This window comes from Bradyrhizobium sp. SZCCHNS30572 (genome assembly GCF_032484415.1).
Classification (GTDB): domain Bacteria; phylum Pseudomonadota; class Alphaproteobacteria; order Rhizobiales; family Xanthobacteraceae; genus Bradyrhizobium.
Genome location: NZ_JAUESY010000001.1, coordinates 863,813 through 885,454, shown reverse-complemented (window position 1 = coordinate 885,454; position 21,642 = coordinate 863,813). Strand labels below are relative to the sequence as shown.

Below are 21,642 nucleotides of genomic sequence, written 5' to 3'. Positions count from 1 at the left end.
GTCTGGCACTCGGGTTCTAGTGGCGGGCTCGGCTCGCAGACGCGAGCGCTCGGCTTGGCGCATGGCCCCATTTGACCCACCACCCCTATGTCTTCAGGTGACAATCGGTGGGCACCGAGAATTTCAGGTGTCGTAGTGCTTGTCCCAGTCGAACCAGGAGTCGAAGATCTCATCTTCGTCTGGGACCAGTTCAGTCGCTGCCAAACGGGCGTCGTCGCGCTCTCTCAGCTTGCGGCGTACGTCTCCGGTGCAGAGATGGCACATGCAGCGCCACCGTGTTCTTCGTCCCATGGTGGGCCTCAAAATCCATGCCCATGAGCGACCCGACTCCTATCGTCTTTAGGGGCTTGTGGGTCAGCAACGCCACGGCGCGGTTCCCGCGCTGGATGCTTGATTGGCATCGTCGCTCGATGGGGCTTGTATGTCGGGATTTCCACCCGATGTCCCTGAGCGCTCAGGGTCTGCCGGCACGCAGCGGGGGCGACCCGAGCCGTGCCGGCGGTGCTCACTTGTCCTTGTGATCCTCGAAGTGGATCATGGGCTGCAGAAGTGCGATGTAGAACGGCAGCAGGCCGATCACCACTGCCGCAAGCTCTGCACTCATATACTGGGTCAGGAGCGGCTTCAGGTCGATAACCTGGAGCTGCTGCAGCAGAACCGGCGTGGCGCAGGTGAGAGCGGCGATGAAGGCATGCCAACGAATCCGCACTCGAGCCCGAAACTCTCGTACCTTGTCCATTGTTCTTCTTCTTGGTTGGCGTTATGGGGCTCCGAGGTTTTGCAGCCAGTGGGCGCCGGCTGATTTGTTCTCGGAGCGGCACAGGGCGGGTAAAGGAGGGAAACCCCGCAGCCGTGCGGCCGGGCTGGGTCAGACGGTTGGCGCTCTATGCGCCACTCCCTGTTACACAACAGCTCCGGGTATTCGTGTTATTCAGCCGGCGGCCTTGCGACGCGCCCGTGCTTTGCGCTCCAGGCGCAGATCAGTGATGATCCGCGCTCTGGAGACCTTCTTCTTTTTCTTCTTCTTGGCCATCAGGCAGTACGCTCCTGCGGGAGCCGCCAGTGTTGCGGCAGCGCGTCGATCGCCATGCTGGTGCTCGGGATCAATTGCTCCAGAACCCAGTCATAATGCTCTTCCGAAACGCCGCGAGCTGGGTAGACCAGCAGCGAGTTCGAATAGAGCTTGGCGATCTTCTGCCCGTACGTGACGGGCTCCCAGTCCTTGGGGTCAAGTTGCAGCCAGGTGATCATCACCTCAGCGTGCTTCTTGGTGTCGGCAACCATTGCGTTGCGCATGGTCAGTCTTTCTGGGCGATGGCGCGATCGATCCAGGCGTAGATCTCTGGATTGTCGCGGCGAGCCATGATCATGACCGGTGTCAGCCGGTTCACGACCGTCTCCTCCTGGGCGCGGGTCTTGAGAGCCGCAGCGTGCCAGCAGGCATGATTGATCTCGTGTTCGAGAACCTCTGCGAACGATGAGTCCGGAAGGTCATCTCGAACGTGGATGATGAAGTTGAAGCGGTCGCACAGGCCCATGAGGTCCTGTTCGTCCGCGATCTTTGGATCCCAGTGCTCCAACCGGTAGACGAAGATGCCGATCTTGATGGTCGATGGCAGCTTGCGACGATCTCGAACGGCGCCGCGCCTCATTTCAAGTCGTCCCCGGTGCAGCCGCGGGCGATGAGGCGGACGTTGGCGCCCTTGACCCAGACGACGTCGGGATGTGGGATCTCCGGCTGGTCGCCGTTCCAGCCCATCACCTTGACGAGCTTGCGCACTCGCGGCGGGTACATGTTCCACATCAGCGCCGACATCTCGACGGCATGCCCCTCCCTCATGGCGCCATCCTCATCGCGCCAGCGCGAGGTCGCGGTATGGAAGCCGAATGCTGCCGCCTTGGTGCCGCAGAACTGGCCCGTGGGAAGCATTCCGAGCAGCATGGTGCATGCGGAGGCACAATCGCCATCGATCACCACAGCCTCTCCTGAGGCCCGCAGGCGCGAGTATTTGTCGATGAAGTCGACGATCTTTCCGCCGGGGTCATTCTTGATGACGACAGTGGCATTGGCCTGGGTGATAACGAGCGCAAAGAGCCCGGCCAGAGCCAGGCGAACCAGGGCTTTCATGTCGGGAACTCCGGCTCGGATCAGCGAGCGGTCAGATGCTCGAACGCATCTCGACAGGGTTGAACGTGAAGGCGCGCTCGATCGAGGTCTTCCAGATCACGTAATTGAACAGGAACAGGGAGAACGGGAACGGCATCAGAACTCGACCATCTCGTCGCCGTCCTGCGCCAGCTCCAGCGCATTGGCGATGCTGATGCCGGCCTGCTCGATGCCGACCGCGACGTTGTCCATGGCATCGCCGATGGACTTCAGGCCGAAGAAGATCGCCGCGGCGATGATGACGGTCTCAAGAAAGGTCATGGAATGCTCTCGATGCAAAAGATGCTATTGAATTTGTCCGTCGCCTGATTTGCCTTGATGGCTGAGACCAGGTTCATGGCAGCTGCGATGGTGAGGAGCACCGCGATCGCGATGCCGGAGAGCTTGTCGGTGGCCATGTCAGAGGACCGTGATGTGGCCGTCGCTGTCGACGCGGCTGAACCAGCTGTGAACGCTGTCCTCGAACGCAGCGATCTGCTCTGGAGTGACGCGCCAGTGCGGGCGGATGATCACGAGCCGATCGAAGCAGCGGCCGGCTGGATTGTCGCTGTGCCGGAATACGCGCCAGTGCTTGGTGTCGAGGCCGAAGGCCGAGATGTACTGCTCCGCAACTGCGATAGTCGCGGCGACGATGGCGTTCCTCATCGTATCACCAGCGCTCGATTGCTTCGAAGAAGCGCAGCTCGGGAACGACCTGATTGCTGTACTGCCCCTGTGTCGCATGGGCTCCGAGCCGAATTGTAGCCCAGTAGATGACCTTGCGCGGGAGAAGCCAAGCAAGCTTCATCGCGATCTCGTCGAGCACCTGCGTCTTCAGCATTGCGATCTTGTGAAGCATCTTCGTTTTCCCTGATTGGAGCGAGGGGTGGGACTTGAACCCACAACCACCACGTTGGAAGCGTGGCGCTCTACCGTTGAGCTACCCCAGCAAATTTTACTGGCACAAACCCAGCCAGATGCCCCAGCCATGGATCACGCCGACGAACGGCAGCAGCACGCCGAGGATCATGAACCCAATTGATCCTGCCTTGATGCAAGTGATGATATGAGTTGCCATGGCGGCTACCGATGTCATCACGCTCGCGATGTAGAGCAGCACGAAATACGCTGCCGGATAGTGACCCGTCATTTACTGTTTCCTTTGATGCCGAATTTTGGGTTGCCGAAGGCTGGGATCGAACCAGCGCATCCCCCAGGCCGCACGCGGCCACGGGCATTCTCCCGCTGAACTACTTCGGCGAATTTGAGAGCACGGGCTCCTCGAAGATGCCCTTCTCGATGCAGACCGCCCACACCGCACGATGCAGGTCGCGGGTCCGGCGCTCCTTGATGGCGCTGACCGGCGTGATGCCTCCGAGCAGCTCGTTGCTGCGAAGCATCCATGACTGCGCTTCGGCCGGACCTACGATCCGGTCGAGATGCTTGATGATGTGGTAGGCCTGCAGCGCCAGCGGCGAGGTCGAGATCGAGTTACTCCCCGGCATGGGTCAGCACTGTGATGTCGCCACCCGTGACGGATCCAGCTCGAAGCAGGCCCGGACGGCCTTCTCGGCCGTGGCGCCCATCCACATCGCTCCGAGCGCGAACTCCTTGCCAGAGCCCATGGCGGCGAATGCCGGCTTGAACTTCAGCATTCCGCCCTGCTCGTACATCTCGACGGTCTTGTCCGGCCGCACGATCATGCCCTTGGCGTGGTCGTCGACTGTCGGGTGATCTCCCTGCTCGCCGTCCAGAAACCAGCGATGGAAACCCTGGACCCAGGCGCAGTCGCCAGCGCCGCCGGCCATGCAGCCATCGTCACGGCGGACGATCTTGATGACGTTGCCGATGATCGCGCTGCCCTGGATCATCCGGGTGTCCGCGGCGAGCACGCCGTTCCGATAAGCCAAAGTCGTCATGCATCGGCCTCGGCGATGGCGAGCATGAACGCAATGCCGATCGCAGTCGCGATCAGGAGCTGGGTGATCTCAGGAACCAAGATGCATCTCCGTGATGATGACGTCGATGCAGCGCAGGGTGTCGTCGACGTAGAAGCGGTTGAGGCGCTGTGACAGCCCAGCTTTCTGGGACATGCAGGAAAGCGTCCTGATCCTGGCGAGTTCATGCGGCCTTGCAGCTGCCGCCCGCGCAGCGGCGTTGGCCGCTGCGTAGATCGCTTCCATCAGGCAGCCTCCTCCGACAGAACCGCTCCGGCTGCTGCATTGAGGGCAGTCTCTGCCAGGTGGTTCTGTACGGCTTCGAGCGCCTTCTCCATCGCGCGGGTGAAGAGGTAATCGTGGACCATGTCGTCCGTGACCTCGTGTCGCTCGACGGTCATCGTCTCGGGTGGCAGGGCATCAGCGCCGACCGGCCACGAGATTTCACGTGACTCGTCCCGTTGCAGCATGGTGTGACCACGGCGCCAGGTGCCGTGGCGCGTCCACAGCTTTAGTTCATCCTGGAAAGCGAGTTGCGCCTTCGCAGTCAGATCAGCACTCACGCCCATGAGGTCTGCCTTCTCGCTTTGAATGGGTGAGCCGGGCTGCCGTAGGCAAGCACCGGTCTCTGGGAAACTGGTTCAGAACGGCCGACGCCGTTTGGGCTGGTCCGGCTTGGAGCGCCCGTTGGACTTCTCGACGAGGAGCATGCCGAGAGCGAGAATTGTGATGATGGCCATCGCGCCGATGCCGATCGTGACGAGTTTGAACATCAGCCGGCTGAGGGCGGCGAGGAACTCTATGTCGACGAACGTCACGACCACGCTCCCGGCGGCAACCCCATCCACTGGGCGAGCCAGAACAGTCCGAGCACGACTGCACACACAGCTGGCGTCAGGACGAGGGAAGCGAGGGGAGGCACAGGAGATCCTTTCCGCGCCGTGCCCCGGGCTCGCCAGCGATGGAGGCCGGCGTTCCCGGGTTCGGGGCGAACTGTCAGGTTTCTTGAATTTGCACGAATGCCAATCTAGCCGTTCTGTACCCCAATATACGCCTTTCGTCAAGTCCACTGCAAATGAAAATGCAAACCGCAGAACCCGGAGGTTCCATGGCCGACCTCTGGATGACACGGCCGGCGCCCGCCGCCAGGCGGCATGACATGGTTGGAGTGGGGGTTAAGTGAGGGTTCTAGTATACGGTTATTGGTGTCGGCCAGTTTGACAGGGGGTGTCGGCCAGTTTGACAGGGGGTGTCGGCGTATTTGACAGGGGGTGTCGGCCTGTTTGACACCCCCACCCTACGCGGCGCCCTGTTTCGGTTCAGATCTGGGCGCGATAGCGCCCTCGCCCCATGCCCGGCTTTGACCCGGGCATCGTCGAGGGCAAACTCAGACCATCTCGGACAGAACGTACATGGAACTTGCCCGCCGGCCCGATCGAAACCCTCAACATGAGGGTGGTTGGCACGTCTATTTCGGTGACGTTCGTGTCGGCCACATCGGCCGGCGATCTGGCGTTCCGACAGACCTCCCGCAGTGGGGATGGAGCTGCGGATTCTACCCGGGTTGCGGTCCCGGCCAGACCACCAACGGATCGGCATCGAGTTTCGAGGAAGCCAAGGCTGCGTTCGAGCAAGCCTGGCAGAAGCTACTGCCGACCTTGACCGAGGGAGACTTCGAGGCCTGGCGGAAAGACCGGGATTTCTCTGCCTGGAAGCAGCGCATGTGGGACGAGAAGTGCCGGCTGCCGACGCAGAACCCGAACGGGATCTCGCGCTGCTTCTGCGGAGAGACCATCACGAACGCCGACTACAGCCGGCACATCCACACATCTCACAAGGGGATTGGGACATGAAGCTCACCGAGGATCGTCTGTACGCCAATCCAGAGGCTGCTGCTCGCCGGCTGATGGAGATCGCGAGGACGGTTGTGCCAGTTCAGGACGGCCGCATCCATGTCGAGAAGATCAACGGGCCATTCCTGTTCGTCGATGGTGGCAAGCCTGCTGAGTACAAAGCCGGCCTCGACCTCTTGCTCGCCCGCGGCATCCTAGAAATCCATGAGAGCGGGACCTATGTGAGGATCCTGGATCATTCGGATGCAAATCTGCCTTCGCTGTAGCAATGCTCGCTGGGTCTGTGAGGCCCACCCCAATCTGCCGTGGGGCGGTGGAGAGGGCGTCTGCGGCTGTGGAGCACCTGGCGAGCCATGTCCGCTTTGCAATGTCAGAGAGGTCCCATTGATGCCGGACGGATTCGTTGCTGAGTCGGTCAGGGACGACCTACTCCTCGATCTTCAAGATATCGATGAAGTTGAGGAAGTTCTGGCTGCGCTTGTGGAGAAGTCAAAAAGCTCATCCAATCAATAAGATGGCGGCTCGGACGAATACTCTCATTATGGCAAACGAGATTTAAAGCTGTCTTTGAACAAGTTCTTAACGGATGCGGTGCAGGCTCGACGGTAAGCCGGGTAGGTAGTTCATTGGCCCGGTGAAACGGGAGAGAGTGCGTCAACACCCCCTCCCATTCCCGTCCACCTTATGGAGGCAAGGTGCCATGCCCACTCCACAAGATGACTACTACTGGAGCTTCATCGAGCTTGTACTCGACATCTTGAAGCTCATCCTGCTGTATTTACGCAGCAGGTAATCCACCAGCTTCACAAGCTGCTAGGAGGGCCCCGGACGTTTCCGGGGCCTTTTCCTTGATCGTCTCTGACCTTAACCTTCCCTGAGCCGCGTTAACGAGTGCTTAATTGAGCAGCGCTCACGCTCTTGCCAAGAGCCGATTGGGCAACCTTCGTTTCACAAATAGTTACCATGGAGCGCCACCCTGGCGTGGTCTGATCAGTTTGAAGACGAGATCGCTTTGCCGGATGGAGACGTGGCGAGGACGCTTCGCGAGGCTGCCAACTATATCCTCTCGCTGCCCAGCCATGTGCAGAAGCGGCGCGAGTGGCAGACGGCGATCGAAATTCTGATCGGAGCTGCCGAGGGACGCGATTTCATGCTGCACGCCTGGATCGCGATGAAGCAGGCTCTTGGCAAAGACAAGCCTGCTCCCGAGTCCCCGAAGAAAAGGGCGAAGAGCTATCGCATCATCCGGTAGCTCACACCGCTGACGGTGGATTTACAGCCGCGAGCTGAGGCCTAGAATGCCTCTGGCCACGACGACGATTTCCCCTGTGTCTTGCGCGGAACGCTTGCCGGCAACGGCGCTCCTGAAGCGGAGACCATGTCGGCCGCCCTGCAAGCAGATCGTCGAGCACGAAGCTGATCACCTCGACCAGTTCGACGTTGGTCATAAGGTCGATTTCGGCGTTGGCCTCAACGCGGTTGTGAATGCGCTCGTCGATCAGGTGGGTGCGAATGCGTTGGATCAGGCTAGACATTAATATCTCCAGTTCGGAATGTCAGAAATGTACCAGAGGAATTTCGTACCCGCAATGTTCTTTTTTGATCATAGGTAACATATTGCTGTTGGGACACATTTGCATTTCATTTGCATTTACGCCAACGGGACGGGATGCAGCTCCACAATGCGCAAAATCACGAGATCGAGATCATCGAAGTGAGCAAGGCTGATCGCCTGCGGGACAAGTTCCAAGGTGCTCAGGTCTGCCAGATGACCATTACGCACGCCGGAGCTTCAGCGATCGCTTTTATGCCGCGTAGTTGGTGTTCACCGGCCGTGCCGATGCCTTGAGTTGGGAATATTAGCGCGGAGCCCACGCGGCGGGTATTGAGACGCCAGGATGGCCTCGCTCCTTCCTGTCCGGGAACGAGCCGTAAAATCATCGGTTGATCTACCGCCGAAATCGCGCTCAAATGCGCTGCCGGCGCCGAGCGGTTCCAAAGCTCACTCGGCGCCGGGACTCTGTCAGCGTGTCGTCACATCACCCATTTCGGCCTCAGGGTGTCCGCCCTGAGTACCAGGATGAGGACGATCACGGTCACCACCAGGGTGTAGCTGGTCCCGAATACTCCGGTACCGGCTACCCCCAGGGGGCCGATCGTCACTTGAAGCATGTCCATCGGACATGTCTCCTTTCCCCTCCGCGTTGAGAACCTCAGGCATCGGAGGCATCCTGCCTAAGGCACCGGCTGGTTGATCCAGCTCGGATCTCAATCCTACCACCGTAGGAAACGGCTCGAACATTCGGGCAACCCCGGCCCCGTAGATCCACGGGCTGATATGACAAGCGACTGATTCCGCTTCTCTTTTCGACCAGCAATCTCGGTGCCCTGGAAAAATCCATACTTAACGGAGAATGCATCGCTCGGACCAATGTTTTATTAACTTTTCTTCAGGGCTCCCTGTTTCGTTACACGAACACAGCAATGATCAGGCGGATTTGGGAAATACGCAAGGGATCGTAGTGCTTATGGCAGGTTGCTGAAACATACTGTGAGAGGCTCGAATTCGCCTTTGTTGTCAACACGTTACGCTGCAAAGACTCACTTCGACAGTGTGACAATATTGAAACAAGCAAGCAAATTCACAGTTCATTGTTGCATCGAGTCCTCATCCGGAGTCGCAAAGAGAATCAGCGCTGAGCGCTCGCCGGCAGCAGGAATCGAGACTTGTAGCGCGGAGCGCTCGCCGGCCATTTTCGCGGTCGGTATTGGCGACCACGGACGCCCTGTCGATCTGCAGGGCGAACCGGCAAATCAACCGGCAATGGATCTGCGGCCGGCGGCGCTTCCCCTAGCGAGTTAGCGAGCAGCGTTCGCGCCGGACCGGCAATTTCGGGATAACACGCAAAAATTTCTTGCGGGTTCGGTTCAGGGGGCGGCGACGGTCATTTTGAGTTGTGGATTAAACCGCATACACTCACGACTTTCATGGAGAGCCTGATGAAGCTAACCGATGGCGAAAAGCTGATAGTGTTGATGCTTGCGGACTTGCAGAGGGGCCTCAAGCTGAAGGGAAACTTCGATCCAGACCTTGTCGCCAAAGCGGTGCTTTATGACAATCTATGGGCTCTGAAAATGGAGCACCAAGGGATCCCATGGGACGACAAAAACCTGCCGACTGCCGTAAGCGACACGATCGACATCCTGGACATGTGGAGCTTCATTGAAAGTGGCTACGGCGGCCTCGCCCCCATCGAGCGAGAGAGGGTTGAGGCCGAGGCCGCTCCGTTCGGGAAGAACGTTAAGTTTCCAGGCTTCGATGGCAATAACGAAGAGTACTATCACCTGGCGAAATTCCTCGTTGAGGATCTCGGTCGATTCTCGAAATTCAAGGGCCGCAGTCTCAACTCGCATTCGATAGCGATGCCCGGCTATCGCCGGATGTACGAGCTATTCGAACACATCAGGCCTGATCTCGGCGATCGCCCACTGATGGCTGAGGAGATCATCTCTCTCTTGAAGGCGCGGATGCATCCTTACTGATTCTGCGCGCAGCGCTCGCCGGGCATGAACTAAGATTGGACCAGGGCCTACCACGTGCTCGGACACTTCGAGCGGCAACGCGCCGACCACGGCGACAATCCCTGCCCCGGCTACTTGTTGCATCCTGAAGTACGCCGAGGCTCTCCATTGTCGCCAGCCTCTCTGTGTCTATGGTTGACAGCGAGGCGACCCCAGGGTCATTCTAAGACTGACCGGCAGGTCCGAAACTGCAATCTCAGCGCCAAGCTCTCGCATATTCAGTCTAGGCGCGCGTATTCACGGATCTCGCCCGGCTCCATCCCGTGGATGTCGATCTCACCGAGATTGTGGTCAATGTCGACATTGCGCCCCGGCCAGAGCATCTGGACGGCAGCTTTGCTCGCAATAGGATCCGGACCCCGGACCTTGAAGGAGCGATCGTGTGGGTCTGCATCCGTTCCATAGACCACGATCACGTAGGCTGGGGCTTTGATATCCCGCAGGTCAGTCATGACATACTCTCGCCGCTCGTTTGCTATCTATAGCGCGAAGCGCTCGCCGCCGAATGGCTCTTCTGGCACCGCCGCATGATGAGCCCCGCCCGATGGACGGTCTCTTGGGACGTGCCGTGGTTTAGCTCAGCTGCCTTTGGACCGATCTATTCCTCGATCCAAGCAATAACGGACGCCGCCATGTCTTGTGCAGTGAGCTGGCCGGGCGGAACACCTCTCCGCATCTCGTACGACACTTGAGTTTGTTGGCCGTAGCGAGATTCTTTCAGCAGAAAACTATCTGGGCCATTGCAGGTGATGCACAGCAACCGGAATGCTGCGGTCTTTCTCACTTCAACGATGTTGTTTGATACCAGGACTTCAATTCCCGGTTTCGGCCTGTTCTGCAGGTGCGCCAGCAGCTGATCTCCCACATCGACTGCTGCCTCACGTGCTGCCACAGTGACAGATCCGGACCTTTTCAGCATTGCATCATCGAAGATATTCACCGACAACCTCCTCATGATCGGGCCGGCAGATCACGGCGGCATCAGGCCAGTCTCACGGTCCTGCTGAACCGTAAAGACGAAGCACTCGCCGAGCAATCCTGAGGGCCAGACGTATCGGATAATTCCTTCAGGGCGCAGCCCTCGCCGCAAATGGGCTTTTAGGGCGCCGCGTGCTACAGTGAACCTCCAGAACGGGGTGGGGTCCTTTTTTTCAGGGCCACTCCTCCAGCGGCTGGATATCGAGCAGCATGAGTAAGAACGTCTGGGTCAGTCGCCAGTTCGGCAAGTACCGCCTCGGCATGTGGCTGCCGATCAAAAGGCTCCTCGGCCTGGGTTTCCTCGTCTATCTTGGCTTCGCCTTCGCCGGCCTGATCTCCGTAAGCAATACGATCGACGACGACAAGGAGTTCTACGCCCAGAAGCCGGTCGTCATCGTGAACAAATGGACCTGCACAGAGGACCGCGAACGCATGCCGGAAGGTCTTAAGCGAATGGGCATGGAGCAATGCTGGTCCACTGAGCGCAATTCTCGGGGCGACTACCGATACCAGGCAGTTGGCGCGACCTCCATTGTCAAGGCGCGCATCAAAGACTAAGCCGGCGCGAAGCGCTCGCTGCAATGGCCTTTTAGGCGTGGCGGCGCTGGGATGAACCTCCCTAAAGGGGTGGTCTTTTTCAAGGCTACCCCCATTTGCATTCCTGGGCCGCCGTGGCGCAGCGCGGGCCGCCCGTGAGCATACCAAGCCGGGGCACCCAGAGCCGCGGCCTGAGCCCATTGCGCTCTCCTGCCCCCGTTTCTGCAAGCCGACGAGCCCATTTGGCGAGGGAGGATCCTCGGCCAGTGAAAAGGCCCTTTTGGCGGTTCGAAGTATGAGGGGGACGGCCATGCCAGCCCCCATGTCTCATAAAAAAATTCTGATTTTCCGCACCCCGCACCTCGATCGAGGGAACCTACTGTTTGCATGCGAGGCATGCACATTTGCATAGAAGCAAAATGCAAAAGCTATTAGTTCTCTGCTTTTCTGCAACCAATTGATTTCAATGCGCTTTTTCGCACGAGCTACTTGTCGAGCGCGTTTTCTCCTGATTTCCAGAAGACTAAGTCATTGATTTCATTGAGAAACACTTTTCTTGCAACCATTTTCACGCTCAACTATTGTCTATTTGTCAGATGCAAACGAGCTAAACGGAGGCTTCGGAACGGACTAGGTTTCTCACGCGATACGAGTCGCTCGACTCGTCTGGAACTCAGGAAAGAGAGCTTTCCAGAGCACGGGAAACCTTTGCCCAAACCCCGAAATCTTCCGGCACCTCCCGGAAACGGCATCTAGAGCAAAGGAAAGGAACTGCAAATGACCACGACTCAGAATGCTACCCCTGCCCGCACGCTTGGCCAGATTGTTCTTGATGCGGCCGTCAAGGCTGTCAAGGCGGACGACGCCGCGGCCTTCACTGGAACCGTGTCGCTGGCCCTTGTCATGGCGAACAAGCAAGTGGAACTCGCCGAGTCCGACAAGGGAATCGACGACAAGGAAAACAAGAAGGTGTTCCGTGCCTTCCTGAAGTATTTCGCGAGCAAGGGAAACCCGGTCTGGCGCGACACGGATCATTTGGTTTCCGGTTTCATGGCGCTTCGCGACAAGAAGGCGCGTGAGGCGGCCGTGTCCGAATATATCGACGGCGGCAAGAGCGTGAAAACGCAGTTCGCCAAGCCGGAAGGCGCCAAGCTCAACGAAGGGCTGTCCAAGCTGCGGACGTGGTCATTCCGGCTCATGGCGGACGTCTGCACCAATCACGCGGACGTCATCCGGGACATGCTGGCAAAGCAGAAGGCCGGCGCTTCGGGCGATGCCTTGGTGCAGAATTTCACGGATTTCGTGAAGCGCACCTATGGCGGTTCCTTCGCCAAGCTGACGGCCGCACTCTCGCCCGACAAGCCGGCCAAGCCGGTTGACGCAATCGAGTCGATCGTCAAGCGGGCGGACGGCATGACGGACGGGGAACTTTCCGTTCTCATCCGGCGGCTCAACGAGATCGTCGCCAAGCGCGCCGCGACCGACGAAACCATCGAGTCGGTGTTCGGCGAAGCCCCGGCGGAAGCCCCGACCCTGATCCCGGCGGAGGTGAAAGAGGCCGCGTAAGCGCGGCACTCGACCAGCACCAAGCCTGCAACCCGCGGAGTAGACCAGGCCCTACCGGTTCCAACCGGTGGGGCTTCGGTGCTCCCTTTTTTTTGGATTTTTCCGGCAGGGGCCGGCGCTGACACACAGCGCGAGCTGGCCGGATTTGGAAATTCCAAGCCTCCGCGTGAGGCGACCTCCACCCTCAAATCACAGGACGTCAAGCGATGGCCAAGCGCTTCATCGAACGCCCCACTGCGCGCCAAATCGTCGACAGAGCCGAGCGTGAGGCTCAGCTCGAACGCAAGATGGACATGGCCAAGGATTGGCTGGCGGCGAACTACGCCCCGCCCCCGGCGCCTCGCCTGCCCACCAAGGCCGAGTTGAAGGCAGCCGAGGAGGTCGCAACCTTCAACCGCTTCTACGACGAGTGGGAGCACAACGAGATCCCGGACAGGCTCGGCAAGACCGGCCAGCACGAGCCGAAGTCGATCTACTCGCCAGCGCCGGCCTCACGCATCCGCCGCGAACCGCCCAGACCGAGACGTGCAGCCGAGCGCAACGAGCGCGATTGCGAGCTGCCGCAGGACATGCGCCGGCACCAGACGCTCACCGTGACCAACGGGCGCGGCAAGCCGACCGCGACCATCAAGGTCAACCCGTTCTCCAAGCGCATCGAGGTCAGCTTCGCATGACCCACCCGCGCTTCGAGGAGGCGAAGGGCCGGCTGTCCCGGCTCGGTCGCCACATCCGCTGTCGCCTGACCCGCAAACAGAAGCGGGGCTACGCGGCAATGTTCCAGCAAGCACTCGAGAAGGACGAGAGAGGGCACCAGTGCGTGCTCTTGGTCGACGACCTGATCGAGCAGAACCGCCCCCTGAAATGGTGAGACTCACCGCCCACCAGAAGGAATGACTATGGCCTACGCTTTTGATACACTCGGCTACTCGAAGCGTCTGCAGGAGGGAGGCGTACCCCGCCCCCAAGCTGACGCACACGCTGAAGCCGCACGGGACTTCGTCATGAGTGAGCTGGTGACAAAGACCGACCTGACCACCGCAATCGACAACGCGGTGCTGCGCTTGACCTTACGCATTGGTGGCATGGTTGCTGCCAGCGTCACGCTCCTGAGCGTCATAGACCGGCTGCTGCGCCCGTAAGCGCACTCTTCCCCCTCACCATCATCCGACCAGGTTAGCGCGTCGCAGGCTCTGCGGCGCGTTTTCCGTCGCGCCATCCCCAACCCTGGACTCCAACCATGACGATCGTCACCAACCTGGACTGGCTCAAGCTGGTCTCGCAGGACGACGTGCCCTTGCCCGGCCTCTACAACATTCGCGACATCTCCGGCCGGCTGATGCTGAGCCACGACGTCGAGCGCTTCGAGGCCGAGCAGTGGCTCGACTACTACCTGACCCGCTACGCCGCCGGCCGTCCCTTCGAGAATGGCAAGGGCTTCCACCCCGATTACGGGTTCCACATCGTCGAGGTCACCGCTGACGGGGCCTACGAAGAGTCCGTCCTGGAACCGTTTGCAGCGTGAGGGGCATCATGGGTCTGTTCTCGTACCGCGTCGACCCGTTCTGGAGCGCCATCATCATGCTCGGCGCCGCGATCGCCGGCTGGACCACCGGAGGAATTTGGTGGTGAACACAACATCTGGTGTCTGAGGCCTCGAAAATGGGGTCTCAGACCCGGTTTTGGGACCATTTTGACCCCTCAGCACACTAGATCTGGTGTTTCCAGGGTGTGTTGAGGCGTGGAAATGCAAATTTGCCTTTTATGGCGAGGGAAAGAGGCGATCGACGAACCCGGCGCTCTGCCTGCCATTTGCATCGATTTGCCGGCTGAATGTCACTGCTTCGATGGTGGGGTCCGATTGGGTGGTTAGCCTCCCCCCTCCTGGTCTCCCTGCCCCTTCTCCCTCTCCTGTCCCCTCTGCATCCCCTGTCTCTGCTCTCTCTTGAGGGTGTGCTTGTCCGGCGGCCCGCGAATGGGCGGCCCCTGGAATTTCGGCTGTTTCTTGGAAGTTTCGTCAACTCTAACGCACGGAGCCAATCATGCTCGACATGCTTCAGAAGCTCTACCAGGAGCTTCGCTTTGCCCCCTCGAAGACCCTGGAACAGTGCTACGCCCTGAACGAGGTAGCCTACCTTCTGGGGTCTGGTAACGCCTCGGCCGGCTTGGTCCGTATGGCGTTCGAGTACCTTCAGGCGGCCTTCGGAAAATGAGGCCGAAATTCCCTCGCGGGAATTTCTGACGGGGTTTTCTGGGAATTAATTGACCAATTTCCCGGACTGGAACTTCAGCTGTTCCCGCCCCTGATCTTGGCGCCAAATCCGTCGACTCCGTTTGCATTTTCTATCAGAAACGCAAAGGAAAGTCAAGGGCTTGCACCTTTTGGATGGTGTGATGGCCAGGCGTGAAGGCACGTCCCGGTAACGGGCTTAGGGGTCGCAAACGCCGGATGGCTACCATGCACGTTCGATCCGTGCCCTGGCCATCTCACCATCCAAAGTTCCACGCCAAGGGCACACATACGCCCTTGCGTTTGCTTTAGCCTTCGCGCAAATGCACATGCCAACGGAGACTCTGAGATGCACGGACACATCGGAGAATACATCATCACCGGCGGGATGATCCTCTCCGCCCTCGGCGCCTTTCTCTACATCTGGCGAGGCTGACATGGTCCGACGCAATCCGTCGCCGGGCTCCTACGCCCGCTTCCGCCAGCGCCGCGGGCAGGCCCGCATTCAGCTGCTGGTCGGCCTACTGCTCACCGTGGCGTTTGTCGGCGCGGTGACCATCGGCCCGCTGATCGGCATCCTCGCCACCTGTGCCGGCTTCACCAAGCTCGCTGCGTTCCTGTTCGTGGTGTTCGCATGAGATTCCCCGAAGGCTTCAAGCCACCGAGCCAAGAGACGATCGACCGGGTCAACAATCCCGCGACATTCGTCGTCGCCACCTGGAACGGCATCCCCGCCGACAACTCCGGAAAACGGCTCGTCCGCTACCTGACCAGCCGAGTCGCCCCGTGGAGCGAAGTCGAGCTGTGGAACACCTGGCGCAGCAATGCCCGCCAGTTCGCCACCATCGCCGAGGCTGAGGCCGCGATCTCCACGCTCAAGCTGGAGTGGCTGCGGACGCACGCCAAGGTCTACCCCAACTGCGAAGCCCACGTCATGACCGGCGGCATTGCCGGCAAGGAGCTGACATGAGCAACGACGACATCGCTTATCGCCGCGGCTATGCCGGTGGCTGGTACGACATGATGGCTAAGGCTGCCGACCTAGCGTTCGCTATGGGTCACGCCGACGTCGACGAGAAGATCCGCGCCATAGTGCGTCCCGAGATCGGCTCGGGCTGGAGCACCGATCTCTCGAAGGCGCCCACGGAGCCGCACGACTACTTCCTCGTGCGTCCTCAGGGCCATCACTCGGTCACGGGCAAGAAGTTCCTGCCTACGATGGTCCAGCGCATCGACGGCCAGCTCTACAGCACCGACAACGAGCTGGAGCCGCTCTATTTCGGCGAGCGTGAGCCGCACGATAGCGAGTTTCGCCGGACACTCGAATGGAAACCTCTCCCACCGGATTGGCTCTGACATGTCCAGCACAGACCATTTCCCCTGCCATTCGTGCGGCACGCTCACCCACATCGACGATCTCGACGGCAAGCCTGAGCCGCGGGTCGGAGGCCGCATTTACAACGCCACCCGCCGCATCTGGCTGAGCTGGACCGGCAGGCCGACCGCGGCATGGGACGACCCTGAAGGCCTGACCGACTGGACGCGCCTCGAATGCGGCCAGTGCTACGGCCCCGGCTACGTCAGCAACGCGAGGACCTCCCGATGAGCAGCCCGACCGTCAACCAGCTCCTCCGCGAGATCGAGCGTGCTCTTTCGCCAGGCCTCACCATTGAAGCCCGCTCCGCCGCCTACGAGGCCGAGCTGGTCCGCCGCTACCACGCCGGCCACCGCCTCTCCACTGCTGACAAGCGCGAGGCTCGCCGGATCATTCAACGCACCCGGCACTGAGGATCGATCATGCCAGCCCCAAAGCTCGTCATCATCGTCGATGTGCAGACGCCGGCCACCAGCGAGCTGGCCCGCCTGCCGCATGACTACGCCACCAGATCTGATCTCGTCGTAACCAGCGCCGGGAAGGTGCTCAAGCAGCGAGATCAGACTTCCATCGATCGCCGCAAAATCCGCCGCGCCGCCCGGCTGATCGGCGTCGAGTCCGGCCAACTTCACCACAGCTGGAAGCATGCCAAGCGAAACGTGCTCGCGTCTGACATCAACTGGTGAGGTCCCCGGTGTGCGGTAAAGCGGTCTGCACGCCAGTCTTACGGGGAGATCCGCAACGGTTCTCACTCAGAGCCCGAGCTAAAGGCGCGTGCAACCGTGCGCCTGGCTGTGACGGCACCCATGACCACGCAGGACGTTTGAGCGGAGAGACAGCACCGCTCTCATGAAGAGGCTCCGCGAGCCAAGATCGCGAACCGAGGCCGGCGGGATATCCGGCCACTCGCTCTTCTGCGAGCGCGGGCATCCTCACCCCATAGCAAGCGAGCCCGGCTGTATATGCCGGTAGCTGCCAAATCGGATGATCGCCGCGCTCCCAGAAGGGCGAGCACAGGATGATGTGCTCGCACTCAAGCCCAGGAGGATGATCATGAAGCTGTAATCAAGACTTTCTGACAACCTGATAGAGACATTCGCGAAACCAGAACGCCGGTATCAGCCGGGAGCGACCGGACCCACATCGTGACCAGCGGCACGCATCATCCGCTGGAGAAATTCGTGGTGACGGATGATGGACAACAACTTCAGTGAGCTGAGGCGCCTTCCACACAATACGGCTGCCTGCTCCTACGAAGCCACCATCATCCGTCACCACCTGGCCAGCGGCCAATCCACGCGAGAGACGATGCGGTTCATGTCGCGTCGCCACATGTTGGAGCTACTCGACCATTGGAACTGCGATGATCGCTGGAAATATCACAGCACGGCGCTGTGAGCGCCACCCACAGGAGGAAGTCGGATGAGCGTAGTCAAGATGTGTGGCGATAACCACCTTTATCGCAATCTCTACCTGAAGATCGATGGCCGGGAAGAGGCTCTTCAGGACATCGACACCGACGAGTGTGATGGGCTGACGCCGGCACAGCGCACGGTGATCGACAAGATCGCCTATGGTGACGCGGACATCATCATCGCCGAGGACGGCAGCATCTCGTTGCAGATGGAGTGATTTTGCCAGATGACAAATGCCAGGATCGAACTTCTCAAGGCCGGCATGAGAAAAGGGACTGTCACGATATCGCTCTACGGCGACATCAAGGGCTGGACCTTCTGGATCTGCGAGCGCTTCAAGTTCGACGATGTCACATGGTCGCTCGGACCATTTCCGACGCGCGAGGCAGCTGAAGCCAACGCGAGAATCAACGGCATCGAAGGCTACAGCGTCACCGACTTTCGGACGTGCCCGGGTAGCTCCGGGCTAGTGAGGCCGCCAACCTCATGAAGAGAAGCCGGGCGCTCCCGGCAGGGCCTGACAAGCTCAACGGCCTGGTCCTCAGCCGAGGACGCGATGGCGGTAGCGACAGCTGGACACGGTGGAGGCGGCCCCGCCGCCGATGAAGCACGCCCAGCCCACCAACTCATTTTCACGCCCGAGGTGTGCCTGGGGCTTTGCTTGCATGCAAACGAGGATCCTCACCATGGGAACCAACTACTATGTCGAGCCGCAGCCATGCTGCCCAACCTGCGGACGCAGCGACGATCGTGTTCACATTGGCAAGAGCAGCCTGGGATGGGCGTTCACATTCCACGGGTACGAGGCTGATGGCAATAGCCCTGCTCTCGCTTCGGCCAAGGATTGGTTCGCCTATCTCGAAGGCCGGAAGATCAAGACCGAGTACGGCGACAGCGTCACCCTCGAAGAGCTGAAGCGCATCGTCGAGAGGAAGAAGGGAGACCGCGTGCATCACGGCGACCGCAAGAAGCTGGATGCTGACGGCTACATCGTCGCCTTCTACGACTTCAGCTGAGGACTTCCACCATGAAGCTGCGACTTGAGCAGAGACGAGCCTATTTCGTCGAATGGCTGTCCAATCAGGCGATGTACAGCCAAGGACAGACCGGTCTCGGCGAGCACCTCGCGAGGATGGTCGGACGGGATGGCGAGATCGAGCTTCTAGAAGCATCGAATGATGCCGTCTACTCGGTCAACGCGACCCTCAATGACTCAGACAGGGCTGATCTTTGGGTCAAGTATCGCGCTGGACTGATTGAGCGCATGAAGGTCGAGGGCCGCGTCGAATGTTGGCAGATGCGCCGGCTTCTGCTTGCGGCCGTTGAGCGCAACTGGATGCCGAGCGGAAGATACGTCGTGGAGGTGTCGTGGTGAGCGACGATCACAAATTCAAACTCTGCGACTGGGTCCGATCGGCTCCGGTCGGCTCGAAAGGCGAGTTCGTAGGACAGGTCACCGGCTTCACCAACGACGGTTACATCGTGCGTTGCGCCGAGAATAAACGGTGGGGTCGCACAGATGATGATCTGGAGCCGGCCGACGCGGAACGCTTGGTCTACGGCTTCACGGGAGAAGCGTGATGGCCAAGATCGAGAACATTGAGGCAAACCGGAAGAGCGATCTCGCCTACCTGGCTCAAGCATACCTCACATTCGTGAGCTGCCCAGGCGGTCGCCCAATCGTTCATGGATACATCTGCCCGCATTGCGGCACAGACCCGAGTTACGGGGATTGCGGCGGCGTGCGGGGCTTCGCGAAGAGGGAATTGCGATGAGCCCATATGAACGCTGCCCCTGCCCAAAGACGTCACCCTGGGGTGCAATTCAGGGCAAGAAGGAGCTGGCGCCCGGCATCTGGCAGGTGTCGACAGCCGGCCACGGCGGCATCAAGCTGTCCCGCGAGCGCAACGCCGCTGTGCCGAAATACATGCGGCGCGAAGGCGGGTGGTACGAGGAGGATTGCGATTGGGCGCTGGCCGCCGTCGTGCATCCGATCGGCTTCCATCGCGTCATCAAGATAGAGGGCAAGCCGGACCGCACCGAGTTCGAGGTAGCGATGGAGACGTTCCGAAACTGGTATCCGAGCGAATACGAGCGCTTCAGCGGAATCATGCTGGAGCCAGGTCAGTCTCTCAAGCGAGATGAACAGCTGTTCGAGATCGAGACTCGCGACAAGTTTGTCGTGACCGCTGCATGGGGAGAATGGGCCGATTGGGTTCCTGCCGGCAAGGTCGGAGTCTGCGCTGTCAACCGAAGCCAGAGCCAGGTGATCAAGTATTTCCTGGTCGATGCGAAGCGATACGGCAAGCGCAGCAGGTTTGGTCACATCATCGACCCGACCATCGACACCGAGATCAAGAAGCCGGAGAAACTGTGATGGATCGCATGCTGTACCTGGTCGCCCCGACCAACGACCAATGCGAATGGGACGAAGACGGCGCAGTCAGCCGAGATCTGTTCGTCTGGGCCACTGACGCCAGCGAGGCCATCCAACTCTGGCGCAAGTACTACGAGCTGGACGGCCTGGACGACACGGTCCTCGGACTGTCGGAGAAGATCCGTGTGTTCGAGGTCCCGATAATGCCGTCCGGCGCAACATCGACCGCTGTCGGCTGGGGCGACATTCATTCCTTTGGCGCAACCATCAGCGAACGGAGCGAGCTGTGAGCTATACGCCACCCGATTTTATGGACGACCTCAATCGAGCGCTCAACATCTCGCTCGACACCGACGATTGCGAGCTACAGGCCACGGCTGCGATCAACGAGGTGGATAGGCTACGGGGCATCGAGACGCTGTTGCGCGACAATCTCGTCCACATCATCGCAGCCCTGGAGCAGAAGCGGGACAGCGATGCCAACAACGAGCGCGAGAGCGAAGCTGAAGAGGCTGGCACGTTGATATGCCTGCTGCGAAGCCTTCCCGATCAGGCACCTGCAGAGTCCTATGCCCAGGACGACGATGAAGAGGAAGAGGAAGAGGATGGGAACGCTTGAGCATGCGTCCGGCAACAGCTCAGGCTGGGCCTACGACAAGCCTGAGAACGATCGAGTCATCCTGTCGATCTACGGTCCGAAAGGAGCGACCAAGTTCTGCGGCGTTCTCAGCGCAATCGACGCCCGCAACCTGCGGGACCAACTCGATATGGCGCTCGACAGGATCGCCGACGCCCGGGCGAGGACTCCGATCTATGTCGTGGTCGAGAATGCCGGCTACGAGGGAGAGCGAGATGCACAGCAATGCGCCAGCTACGCTGACGCTGTCGAATGGATGACCAGCAATTACTCTCCAACGGAGATCGACGATAAGCGGATGGCGATCTGTCGCGAGATCGCAGGAGAGCGAAGCTACGATCTGTGAATTTTCTTGACTTTTTCTTTGCATGAATGCAAATCTGCTGCAAACGGAGGACGAAATGAAAATCTCACTGAAGCGAGCGCTGAAGCTCCGCAAGGAGCTGGAGGCGATGCTCGCCAAGATCGAGCTGCCGACCAACGTCAGCGTGTCGCTGCTGATCCAGCAGAACGTCGATCAGCCGGCGGACACGGTGATCGTCCCCGGCGTCCGGGCGCTGACGCAGCGCATCGACGAATACATGGCGCTCTCGCTGGTGCTGGCGAACCTGCGCCAGGCGATTGCGAAGGCCAACGTCGAGCAGGGCGTCGAGGCTGCCCTCGCCCAGGCGGCGCACCACAACCGCGTCATGGCGATCCTGAAGAAGCTGGCGTCCGCTGGGGTCACGCCGGCCGAGGAGCAGCTGAAGGCTGAGCTGTCTTTCAGCCTCAACGCCCTGCAGAGCGCGGAGCGCAGCTATGGCGTGACCCGCGCTGTGAACGTGTCAGTGGTGTTGCCCGAGCTGCGGGACAAGGCCGCCGCGGGCTACATCGAAGCCAAGCGGTCGCTCGAAGCGATCGAAGACAATCGCGCCGGGCTGAACGCCGCGGTGCATCTGGAACTCGCAGAAGGTGATGCCAACCTGCTCCGGCAGACAGGCCTCATCTGACGCAAGTGGGCGGGAGACTTACC

Annotated in this window: 46 protein-coding genes and 2 tRNA genes; 29 read left to right on the top strand and 19 right to left on the bottom strand. The window is 60.1% G+C overall.

The genetic code is table 11. From position 1 onward, the window contains the following. Positions 1-505: 505 nt before the first annotated feature. The 15 genes from QX048_RS04320 to QX048_RS04250 form a co-directional block, all read right to left on the bottom strand. Complete coding sequence (locus tag QX048_RS04320; RefSeq protein WP_316200923.1) at positions 506-739, bottom strand: hypothetical protein; 234 nt, start codon at positions 737-739, stop codon at positions 506-508. Positions 740-1,032: 293 nt separating this feature from the next. Beyond that, positions 1,033-1,296, bottom strand: a complete 264-nt coding sequence (locus QX048_RS04315; RefSeq protein WP_316200924.1) for a hypothetical protein — start codon at positions 1,294-1,296, stop codon at positions 1,033-1,035. 2 nt (positions 1,297-1,298) lie between these two features. After that, positions 1,299-1,652: a hypothetical protein gene (locus QX048_RS04310; protein WP_316200925.1), complete on the bottom strand. Its 354-nt coding sequence runs from the start codon at positions 1,650-1,652 to the stop codon at positions 1,299-1,301. After that, the gene (locus QX048_RS04305; protein ID WP_316200926.1) at positions 1,649-2,128 is read right to left on the bottom strand and encodes a hypothetical protein; all 480 of its coding nucleotides are present in this window, start codon (positions 2,126-2,128) and stop codon (positions 1,649-1,651) included. Before QX048_RS04305 ends, QX048_RS04310 begins: the two co-directional genes overlap by 4 nt. A 135-nt stretch (positions 2,129-2,263) precedes the next feature. After that, on the bottom strand, positions 2,264-2,428 hold the full coding sequence (locus QX048_RS04300; protein WP_316200927.1) for a hypothetical protein: 165 nt from the start codon (positions 2,426-2,428) through the stop codon (positions 2,264-2,266). Further along, positions 2,425-2,565 carry a hypothetical protein gene (locus QX048_RS04295; RefSeq protein WP_316200928.1) on the bottom strand — a complete coding sequence of 47 codons (141 nt, stop codon included), beginning with the start codon at positions 2,563-2,565 and terminating at the stop codon, positions 2,425-2,427. The genes QX048_RS04300 and QX048_RS04295 overlap by 4 nt, the downstream gene beginning before the upstream one ends. A 1-nt stretch (position 2,566) precedes the next feature. Beyond that, on the bottom strand, positions 2,567-2,812 hold the full coding sequence (locus QX048_RS04290; RefSeq protein ID WP_316200929.1) for a hypothetical protein: 246 nt from the start codon (positions 2,810-2,812) through the stop codon (positions 2,567-2,569). 4 nt (positions 2,813-2,816) lie between these two features. Then, entirely contained in the window at positions 2,817-3,005 is a 189-nt protein-coding gene (locus QX048_RS04285; protein WP_316200930.1) for a hypothetical protein, read from the bottom strand. Between the two features lie 16 nt (positions 3,006-3,021). Then, a tRNA-Gly gene (locus QX048_RS04280) sits at positions 3,022-3,096 on the bottom strand. Positions 3,097-3,101: 5 nt separating this feature from the next. Continuing rightward, a complete protein-coding gene (locus tag QX048_RS04275; RefSeq protein WP_316200931.1) occupies positions 3,102-3,296 on the bottom strand; it encodes a hypothetical protein in 195 nt (64 codons plus the stop codon). A 31-nt stretch (positions 3,297-3,327) separates the two neighbouring features. Continuing rightward, positions 3,328-3,406 (bottom strand) — tRNA-Thr (locus tag QX048_RS04270). Beyond that, positions 3,397-3,651, bottom strand: coding sequence for a hypothetical protein (locus QX048_RS04265; protein WP_316200932.1), 255 nt, complete (start codon positions 3,649-3,651; stop codon positions 3,397-3,399). Before QX048_RS04265 ends, QX048_RS04270 begins: the two co-directional genes overlap by 10 nt. A 3-nt stretch (positions 3,652-3,654) precedes the next feature. Next, positions 3,655-4,065 (bottom strand): hypothetical protein, encoded by a 411-nt coding sequence (locus QX048_RS04260; RefSeq protein ID WP_316200933.1) that lies wholly within the window; start codon positions 4,063-4,065, stop codon positions 3,655-3,657. 263 nt (positions 4,066-4,328) lie between these two features. Further along, positions 4,329-4,652: a hypothetical protein gene (locus QX048_RS04255; RefSeq protein ID WP_316200934.1), complete on the bottom strand. Its 324-nt coding sequence runs from the start codon at positions 4,650-4,652 to the stop codon at positions 4,329-4,331. A 72-nt stretch (positions 4,653-4,724) separates the two neighbouring features. Further along, positions 4,725-4,901: a hypothetical protein gene (locus QX048_RS04250; protein ID WP_316200935.1), complete on the bottom strand. Its 177-nt coding sequence runs from the start codon at positions 4,899-4,901 to the stop codon at positions 4,725-4,727. 594 nt (positions 4,902-5,495) lie between these two features. On the opposite strand from QX048_RS04250, the gene QX048_RS04245 reads away from it, so the two are divergent. The 3 genes from QX048_RS04245 (at position 5,496) to QX048_RS04235 (ending at position 7,188) form a co-directional block, all read left to right on the top strand. Further along, positions 5,496-5,936 (top strand): hypothetical protein, encoded by a 441-nt coding sequence (locus QX048_RS04245; protein ID WP_316200936.1) that lies wholly within the window; start codon positions 5,496-5,498, stop codon positions 5,934-5,936. Next, positions 5,933-6,202 (top strand): hypothetical protein, encoded by a 270-nt coding sequence (locus QX048_RS04240; RefSeq protein WP_316200937.1) that lies wholly within the window; start codon positions 5,933-5,935, stop codon positions 6,200-6,202. Before QX048_RS04245 ends, QX048_RS04240 begins: the two co-directional genes overlap by 4 nt. Before the next feature lie 761 nt (positions 6,203-6,963). After that, positions 6,964-7,188, top strand: coding sequence for a hypothetical protein (locus tag QX048_RS04235; RefSeq protein WP_316200938.1), 225 nt, complete (start codon positions 6,964-6,966; stop codon positions 7,186-7,188). Position 7,189: 1 nt separating this feature from the next. Here the strand turns inward: QX048_RS04235 and QX048_RS04230 are convergent, their stop codons facing one another. Further along, positions 7,190-7,471, bottom strand: coding sequence for a hypothetical protein (locus QX048_RS04230; protein ID WP_316200939.1), 282 nt, complete (start codon positions 7,469-7,471; stop codon positions 7,190-7,192). Positions 7,472-7,605: 134 nt separating this feature from the next. Here QX048_RS04230 and QX048_RS04225 point away from each other — a divergent pair, with 134 nt between their 5' ends. Beyond that, a complete protein-coding gene (locus QX048_RS04225; RefSeq protein WP_316200940.1) occupies positions 7,606-7,785 on the top strand; it encodes a hypothetical protein in 180 nt (59 codons plus the stop codon). Between the two features lie 185 nt (positions 7,786-7,970). On the opposite strand, the gene QX048_RS04220 is transcribed toward QX048_RS04225, so the two are convergent. Further along, positions 7,971-8,114, bottom strand: a complete 144-nt coding sequence (locus QX048_RS04220) for a hypothetical protein (protein ID WP_316200941.1) — start codon at positions 8,112-8,114, stop codon at positions 7,971-7,973. Between the two features lie 822 nt (positions 8,115-8,936). Here QX048_RS04220 and QX048_RS04215 point away from each other — a divergent pair. Next, on the top strand, positions 8,937-9,479 hold the full coding sequence (locus tag QX048_RS04215; protein WP_316200942.1) for a YfbU family protein: 543 nt from the start codon (positions 8,937-8,939) through the stop codon (positions 9,477-9,479). 257 nt (positions 9,480-9,736) lie between these two features. On the opposite strand, the gene QX048_RS04210 is transcribed toward QX048_RS04215, so the two are convergent. Beyond that, positions 9,737-9,970 (bottom strand): hypothetical protein, encoded by a 234-nt coding sequence (locus QX048_RS04210; RefSeq protein WP_316200943.1) that lies wholly within the window; start codon positions 9,968-9,970, stop codon positions 9,737-9,739. Positions 9,971-10,116: 146 nt separating this feature from the next. Further along, entirely contained in the window at positions 10,117-10,458 is a 342-nt protein-coding gene (locus QX048_RS04205; protein ID WP_316200944.1) for a hypothetical protein, read from the bottom strand. Between the two features lie 248 nt (positions 10,459-10,706). Between QX048_RS04205 and QX048_RS04200 the strand changes: the two genes are divergently transcribed. The 24 genes from QX048_RS04200 (at position 10,707) to QX048_RS04085 (ending at position 21,619) form a co-directional block, all read left to right on the top strand. Next, positions 10,707-11,054: a hypothetical protein gene (locus tag QX048_RS04200; RefSeq protein WP_316200945.1), complete on the top strand. Its 348-nt coding sequence runs from the start codon at positions 10,707-10,709 to the stop codon at positions 11,052-11,054. Positions 11,055-11,810: 756 nt separating this feature from the next. Continuing rightward, positions 11,811-12,599: a hypothetical protein gene (locus QX048_RS04195; RefSeq protein ID WP_316200946.1), complete on the top strand. Its 789-nt coding sequence runs from the start codon at positions 11,811-11,813 to the stop codon at positions 12,597-12,599. Positions 12,600-12,805: 206 nt separating this feature from the next. After that, positions 12,806-13,273 (top strand): hypothetical protein, encoded by a 468-nt coding sequence (locus QX048_RS04190; protein ID WP_316200947.1) that lies wholly within the window; start codon positions 12,806-12,808, stop codon positions 13,271-13,273. Beyond that, positions 13,270-13,467, top strand: a complete 198-nt coding sequence (locus QX048_RS04185; protein ID WP_316200948.1) for a hypothetical protein — start codon at positions 13,270-13,272, stop codon at positions 13,465-13,467. Before QX048_RS04190 ends, QX048_RS04185 begins: the two co-directional genes overlap by 4 nt. A gap of 133 nt (positions 13,468-13,600) precedes the next feature. After that, entirely contained in the window at positions 13,601-13,738 is a 138-nt protein-coding gene (locus QX048_RS04180; protein WP_316200949.1) for a hypothetical protein, read from the top strand. Between the two features lie 98 nt (positions 13,739-13,836). Next, complete coding sequence (locus tag QX048_RS04175; RefSeq protein ID WP_316200950.1) at positions 13,837-14,121, top strand: hypothetical protein; 285 nt, start codon at positions 13,837-13,839, stop codon at positions 14,119-14,121. A gap of 517 nt (positions 14,122-14,638) precedes the next feature. After that, positions 14,639-14,809, top strand: coding sequence for a hypothetical protein (locus QX048_RS04170; protein WP_316200951.1), 171 nt, complete (start codon positions 14,639-14,641; stop codon positions 14,807-14,809). A gap of 454 nt (positions 14,810-15,263) precedes the next feature. Next, the gene (locus QX048_RS04165) at positions 15,264-15,464 is read left to right on the top strand and encodes a hypothetical protein (RefSeq protein ID WP_316200952.1); all 201 of its coding nucleotides are present in this window, start codon (positions 15,264-15,266) and stop codon (positions 15,462-15,464) included. Beyond that, a complete protein-coding gene (locus QX048_RS04160) occupies positions 15,461-15,796 on the top strand; it encodes a hypothetical protein (RefSeq protein ID WP_316200953.1) in 336 nt (111 codons plus the stop codon). Before QX048_RS04165 ends, QX048_RS04160 begins: the two co-directional genes overlap by 4 nt. Then, a complete protein-coding gene (locus QX048_RS04155; RefSeq protein WP_316200954.1) occupies positions 15,793-16,182 on the top strand; it encodes a hypothetical protein in 390 nt (129 codons plus the stop codon). Before QX048_RS04160 ends, QX048_RS04155 begins: the two co-directional genes overlap by 4 nt. Position 16,183: 1 nt before the next feature. Beyond that, positions 16,184-16,432 carry a hypothetical protein gene (locus tag QX048_RS04150; RefSeq protein ID WP_316200955.1) on the top strand — a complete coding sequence of 83 codons (249 nt, stop codon included), beginning with the start codon at positions 16,184-16,186 and terminating at the stop codon, positions 16,430-16,432. Continuing rightward, positions 16,429-16,614 (top strand): hypothetical protein, encoded by a 186-nt coding sequence (locus tag QX048_RS04145; protein WP_316200956.1) that lies wholly within the window; start codon positions 16,429-16,431, stop codon positions 16,612-16,614. The genes QX048_RS04150 and QX048_RS04145 overlap by 4 nt, the downstream gene beginning before the upstream one ends. A 9-nt stretch (positions 16,615-16,623) precedes the next feature. Continuing rightward, positions 16,624-16,887 (top strand): hypothetical protein, encoded by a 264-nt coding sequence (locus QX048_RS04140; protein WP_316200957.1) that lies wholly within the window; start codon positions 16,624-16,626, stop codon positions 16,885-16,887. 508 nt (positions 16,888-17,395) lie between these two features. Further along, complete coding sequence (locus tag QX048_RS04135; RefSeq protein WP_316241292.1) at positions 17,396-17,599, top strand: hypothetical protein; 204 nt, start codon at positions 17,396-17,398, stop codon at positions 17,597-17,599. 24 nt (positions 17,600-17,623) lie between these two features. Next, on the top strand, positions 17,624-17,833 hold the full coding sequence (locus QX048_RS04130; protein ID WP_316200959.1) for a hypothetical protein: 210 nt from the start codon (positions 17,624-17,626) through the stop codon (positions 17,831-17,833). A 45-nt stretch (positions 17,834-17,878) separates the two neighbouring features. Then, on the top strand, positions 17,879-18,106 hold the full coding sequence (locus QX048_RS04125) for a hypothetical protein (protein ID WP_316200960.1): 228 nt from the start codon (positions 17,879-17,881) through the stop codon (positions 18,104-18,106). Between the two features lie 196 nt (positions 18,107-18,302). Beyond that, on the top strand, positions 18,303-18,632 hold the full coding sequence (locus QX048_RS04120; RefSeq protein ID WP_316200961.1) for a hypothetical protein: 330 nt from the start codon (positions 18,303-18,305) through the stop codon (positions 18,630-18,632). An 11-nt stretch (positions 18,633-18,643) separates the two neighbouring features. After that, positions 18,644-18,991 (top strand): hypothetical protein, encoded by a 348-nt coding sequence (locus QX048_RS04115; RefSeq protein ID WP_316200962.1) that lies wholly within the window; start codon positions 18,644-18,646, stop codon positions 18,989-18,991. Further along, positions 18,988-19,197, top strand: a complete 210-nt coding sequence (locus QX048_RS04110; protein WP_316200963.1) for a hypothetical protein — start codon at positions 18,988-18,990, stop codon at positions 19,195-19,197. Before QX048_RS04115 ends, QX048_RS04110 begins: the two co-directional genes overlap by 4 nt. A 151-nt stretch (positions 19,198-19,348) precedes the next feature. Continuing rightward, the gene (locus tag QX048_RS04105; protein WP_316200964.1) at positions 19,349-19,993 is read left to right on the top strand and encodes a DUF7007 domain-containing protein; all 645 of its coding nucleotides are present in this window, start codon (positions 19,349-19,351) and stop codon (positions 19,991-19,993) included. Further along, positions 19,993-20,283 carry a hypothetical protein gene (locus QX048_RS04100; protein ID WP_316200965.1) on the top strand — a complete coding sequence of 97 codons (291 nt, stop codon included), beginning with the start codon at positions 19,993-19,995 and terminating at the stop codon, positions 20,281-20,283. The genes QX048_RS04105 and QX048_RS04100 overlap by 1 nt, the downstream gene beginning before the upstream one ends. Further along, entirely contained in the window at positions 20,280-20,612 is a 333-nt protein-coding gene (locus QX048_RS04095) for a hypothetical protein (protein ID WP_316200966.1), read from the top strand. The genes QX048_RS04100 and QX048_RS04095 overlap by 4 nt, the downstream gene beginning before the upstream one ends. Then, complete coding sequence (locus QX048_RS04090) at positions 20,599-20,976, top strand: hypothetical protein (RefSeq protein ID WP_316200967.1); 378 nt, start codon at positions 20,599-20,601, stop codon at positions 20,974-20,976. The genes QX048_RS04095 and QX048_RS04090 overlap by 14 nt, the downstream gene beginning before the upstream one ends. Before the next feature lie 55 nt (positions 20,977-21,031). Continuing rightward, the gene (locus tag QX048_RS04085) at positions 21,032-21,619 is read left to right on the top strand and encodes a hypothetical protein (RefSeq protein ID WP_316200968.1); all 588 of its coding nucleotides are present in this window, start codon (positions 21,032-21,034) and stop codon (positions 21,617-21,619) included. Positions 21,620-21,642: the final 23 nt, after the last annotated feature.

Bases quoted from the DNA above. Each gene is read 5' to 3' on its own strand.
- QX048_RS04155 (WP_316200954.1), top strand. From the start codon at position 15,793: ATGAGCAACGACGACATCGCTTATCGCCGCGGCTATGCCGGTGGCTGG.
- QX048_RS04295 (WP_316200928.1), bottom strand. From the start codon at position 2,565: ATGGCCACCGACAAGCTCTCCGGCATCGCGATCGCGGTGCTCCTCACC.
- QX048_RS04265 (WP_316200932.1), bottom strand. From the start codon at position 3,651: ATGCCGGGGAGTAACTCGATCTCGACCTCGCCGCTGGCGCTGCAGGCC.
- QX048_RS04255 (WP_316200934.1), bottom strand. From the start codon at position 4,652: ATGGGCGTGAGTGCTGATCTGACTGCGAAGGCGCAACTCGCTTTCCAG.
- QX048_RS04195 (WP_316200946.1), top strand. From the start codon at position 11,811: ATGACCACGACTCAGAATGCTACCCCTGCCCGCACGCTTGGCCAGATT.
- QX048_RS04290 (WP_316200929.1), bottom strand. From the start codon at position 2,812: ATGAGGAACGCCATCGTCGCCGCGACTATCGCAGTTGCGGAGCAGTAC.
- QX048_RS04125 (WP_316200960.1), top strand. From the start codon at position 17,879: ATGAGAAAAGGGACTGTCACGATATCGCTCTACGGCGACATCAAGGGC.
- QX048_RS04245 (WP_316200936.1), top strand. From the start codon at position 5,496: ATGGAACTTGCCCGCCGGCCCGATCGAAACCCTCAACATGAGGGTGGT.
- QX048_RS04090 (WP_316200967.1), top strand. From the start codon at position 20,599: ATGGGAACGCTTGAGCATGCGTCCGGCAACAGCTCAGGCTGGGCCTAC.
- QX048_RS04200 (WP_316200945.1), top strand. From the start codon at position 10,707: ATGAGTAAGAACGTCTGGGTCAGTCGCCAGTTCGGCAAGTACCGCCTC.
- QX048_RS04130 (WP_316200959.1), top strand. From the start codon at position 17,624: ATGAGCGTAGTCAAGATGTGTGGCGATAACCACCTTTATCGCAATCTC.
- QX048_RS04085 (WP_316200968.1), top strand. From the start codon at position 21,032: ATGAAAATCTCACTGAAGCGAGCGCTGAAGCTCCGCAAGGAGCTGGAG.
- QX048_RS04150 (WP_316200955.1), top strand. From the start codon at position 16,184: ATGTCCAGCACAGACCATTTCCCCTGCCATTCGTGCGGCACGCTCACC.
- QX048_RS04230 (WP_316200939.1), bottom strand. From the start codon at position 7,471: ATGTCTAGCCTGATCCAACGCATTCGCACCCACCTGATCGACGAGCGC.
- QX048_RS04240 (WP_316200937.1), top strand. From the start codon at position 5,933: ATGAAGCTCACCGAGGATCGTCTGTACGCCAATCCAGAGGCTGCTGCT.
- QX048_RS04305 (WP_316200926.1), bottom strand. From the start codon at position 2,128: ATGAAAGCCCTGGTTCGCCTGGCTCTGGCCGGGCTCTTTGCGCTCGTT.
- QX048_RS04135 (WP_316241292.1), top strand. From the start codon at position 17,396: ATGGACAACAACTTCAGTGAGCTGAGGCGCCTTCCACACAATACGGCT.
- QX048_RS04175 (WP_316200950.1), top strand. From the start codon at position 13,837: ATGACGATCGTCACCAACCTGGACTGGCTCAAGCTGGTCTCGCAGGAC.
- QX048_RS04320 (WP_316200923.1), bottom strand. From the start codon at position 739: ATGGACAAGGTACGAGAGTTTCGGGCTCGAGTGCGGATTCGTTGGCAT.
- QX048_RS04190 (WP_316200947.1), top strand. From the start codon at position 12,806: ATGGCCAAGCGCTTCATCGAACGCCCCACTGCGCGCCAAATCGTCGAC.
- QX048_RS04315 (WP_316200924.1), bottom strand. From the start codon at position 1,296: ATGCGCAACGCAATGGTTGCCGACACCAAGAAGCACGCTGAGGTGATG.
- QX048_RS04180 (WP_316200949.1), top strand. From the start codon at position 13,601: ATGAGTGAGCTGGTGACAAAGACCGACCTGACCACCGCAATCGACAAC.
- QX048_RS04115 (WP_316200962.1), top strand. From the start codon at position 18,644: ATGAAGCTGCGACTTGAGCAGAGACGAGCCTATTTCGTCGAATGGCTG.
- QX048_RS04310 (WP_316200925.1), bottom strand. From the start codon at position 1,652: ATGAGGCGCGGCGCCGTTCGAGATCGTCGCAAGCTGCCATCGACCATC.
- QX048_RS04215 (WP_316200942.1), top strand. From the start codon at position 8,937: ATGAAGCTAACCGATGGCGAAAAGCTGATAGTGTTGATGCTTGCGGAC.
- QX048_RS04185 (WP_316200948.1), top strand. From the start codon at position 13,270: ATGACCCACCCGCGCTTCGAGGAGGCGAAGGGCCGGCTGTCCCGGCTC.
- QX048_RS04140 (WP_316200957.1), top strand. From the start codon at position 16,624: ATGCCAGCCCCAAAGCTCGTCATCATCGTCGATGTGCAGACGCCGGCC.
- QX048_RS04170 (WP_316200951.1), top strand. From the start codon at position 14,639: ATGCTCGACATGCTTCAGAAGCTCTACCAGGAGCTTCGCTTTGCCCCC.
- QX048_RS04165 (WP_316200952.1), top strand. From the start codon at position 15,264: ATGGTCCGACGCAATCCGTCGCCGGGCTCCTACGCCCGCTTCCGCCAG.
- QX048_RS04300 (WP_316200927.1), bottom strand. From the start codon at position 2,428: ATGACCTTTCTTGAGACCGTCATCATCGCCGCGGCGATCTTCTTCGGC.
- QX048_RS04225 (WP_316200940.1), top strand. From the start codon at position 7,606: ATGCAGCTCCACAATGCGCAAAATCACGAGATCGAGATCATCGAAGTG.
- QX048_RS04275 (WP_316200931.1), bottom strand. From the start codon at position 3,296: ATGACGGGTCACTATCCGGCAGCGTATTTCGTGCTGCTCTACATCGCG.
- QX048_RS04220 (WP_316200941.1), bottom strand. From the start codon at position 8,114: ATGGACATGCTTCAAGTGACGATCGGCCCCCTGGGGGTAGCCGGTACC.
- QX048_RS04120 (WP_316200961.1), top strand. From the start codon at position 18,303: ATGGGAACCAACTACTATGTCGAGCCGCAGCCATGCTGCCCAACCTGC.
- QX048_RS04260 (WP_316200933.1), bottom strand. From the start codon at position 4,065: ATGACGACTTTGGCTTATCGGAACGGCGTGCTCGCCGCGGACACCCGG.
- QX048_RS04100 (WP_316200965.1), top strand. From the start codon at position 19,993: ATGGATCGCATGCTGTACCTGGTCGCCCCGACCAACGACCAATGCGAA.
- QX048_RS04285 (WP_316200930.1), bottom strand. From the start codon at position 3,005: ATGCTTCACAAGATCGCAATGCTGAAGACGCAGGTGCTCGACGAGATC.
- QX048_RS04210 (WP_316200943.1), bottom strand. From the start codon at position 9,970: ATGACTGACCTGCGGGATATCAAAGCCCCAGCCTACGTGATCGTGGTC.
- QX048_RS04145 (WP_316200956.1), top strand. From the start codon at position 16,429: ATGAGCAGCCCGACCGTCAACCAGCTCCTCCGCGAGATCGAGCGTGCT.
- QX048_RS04160 (WP_316200953.1), top strand. From the start codon at position 15,461: ATGAGATTCCCCGAAGGCTTCAAGCCACCGAGCCAAGAGACGATCGAC.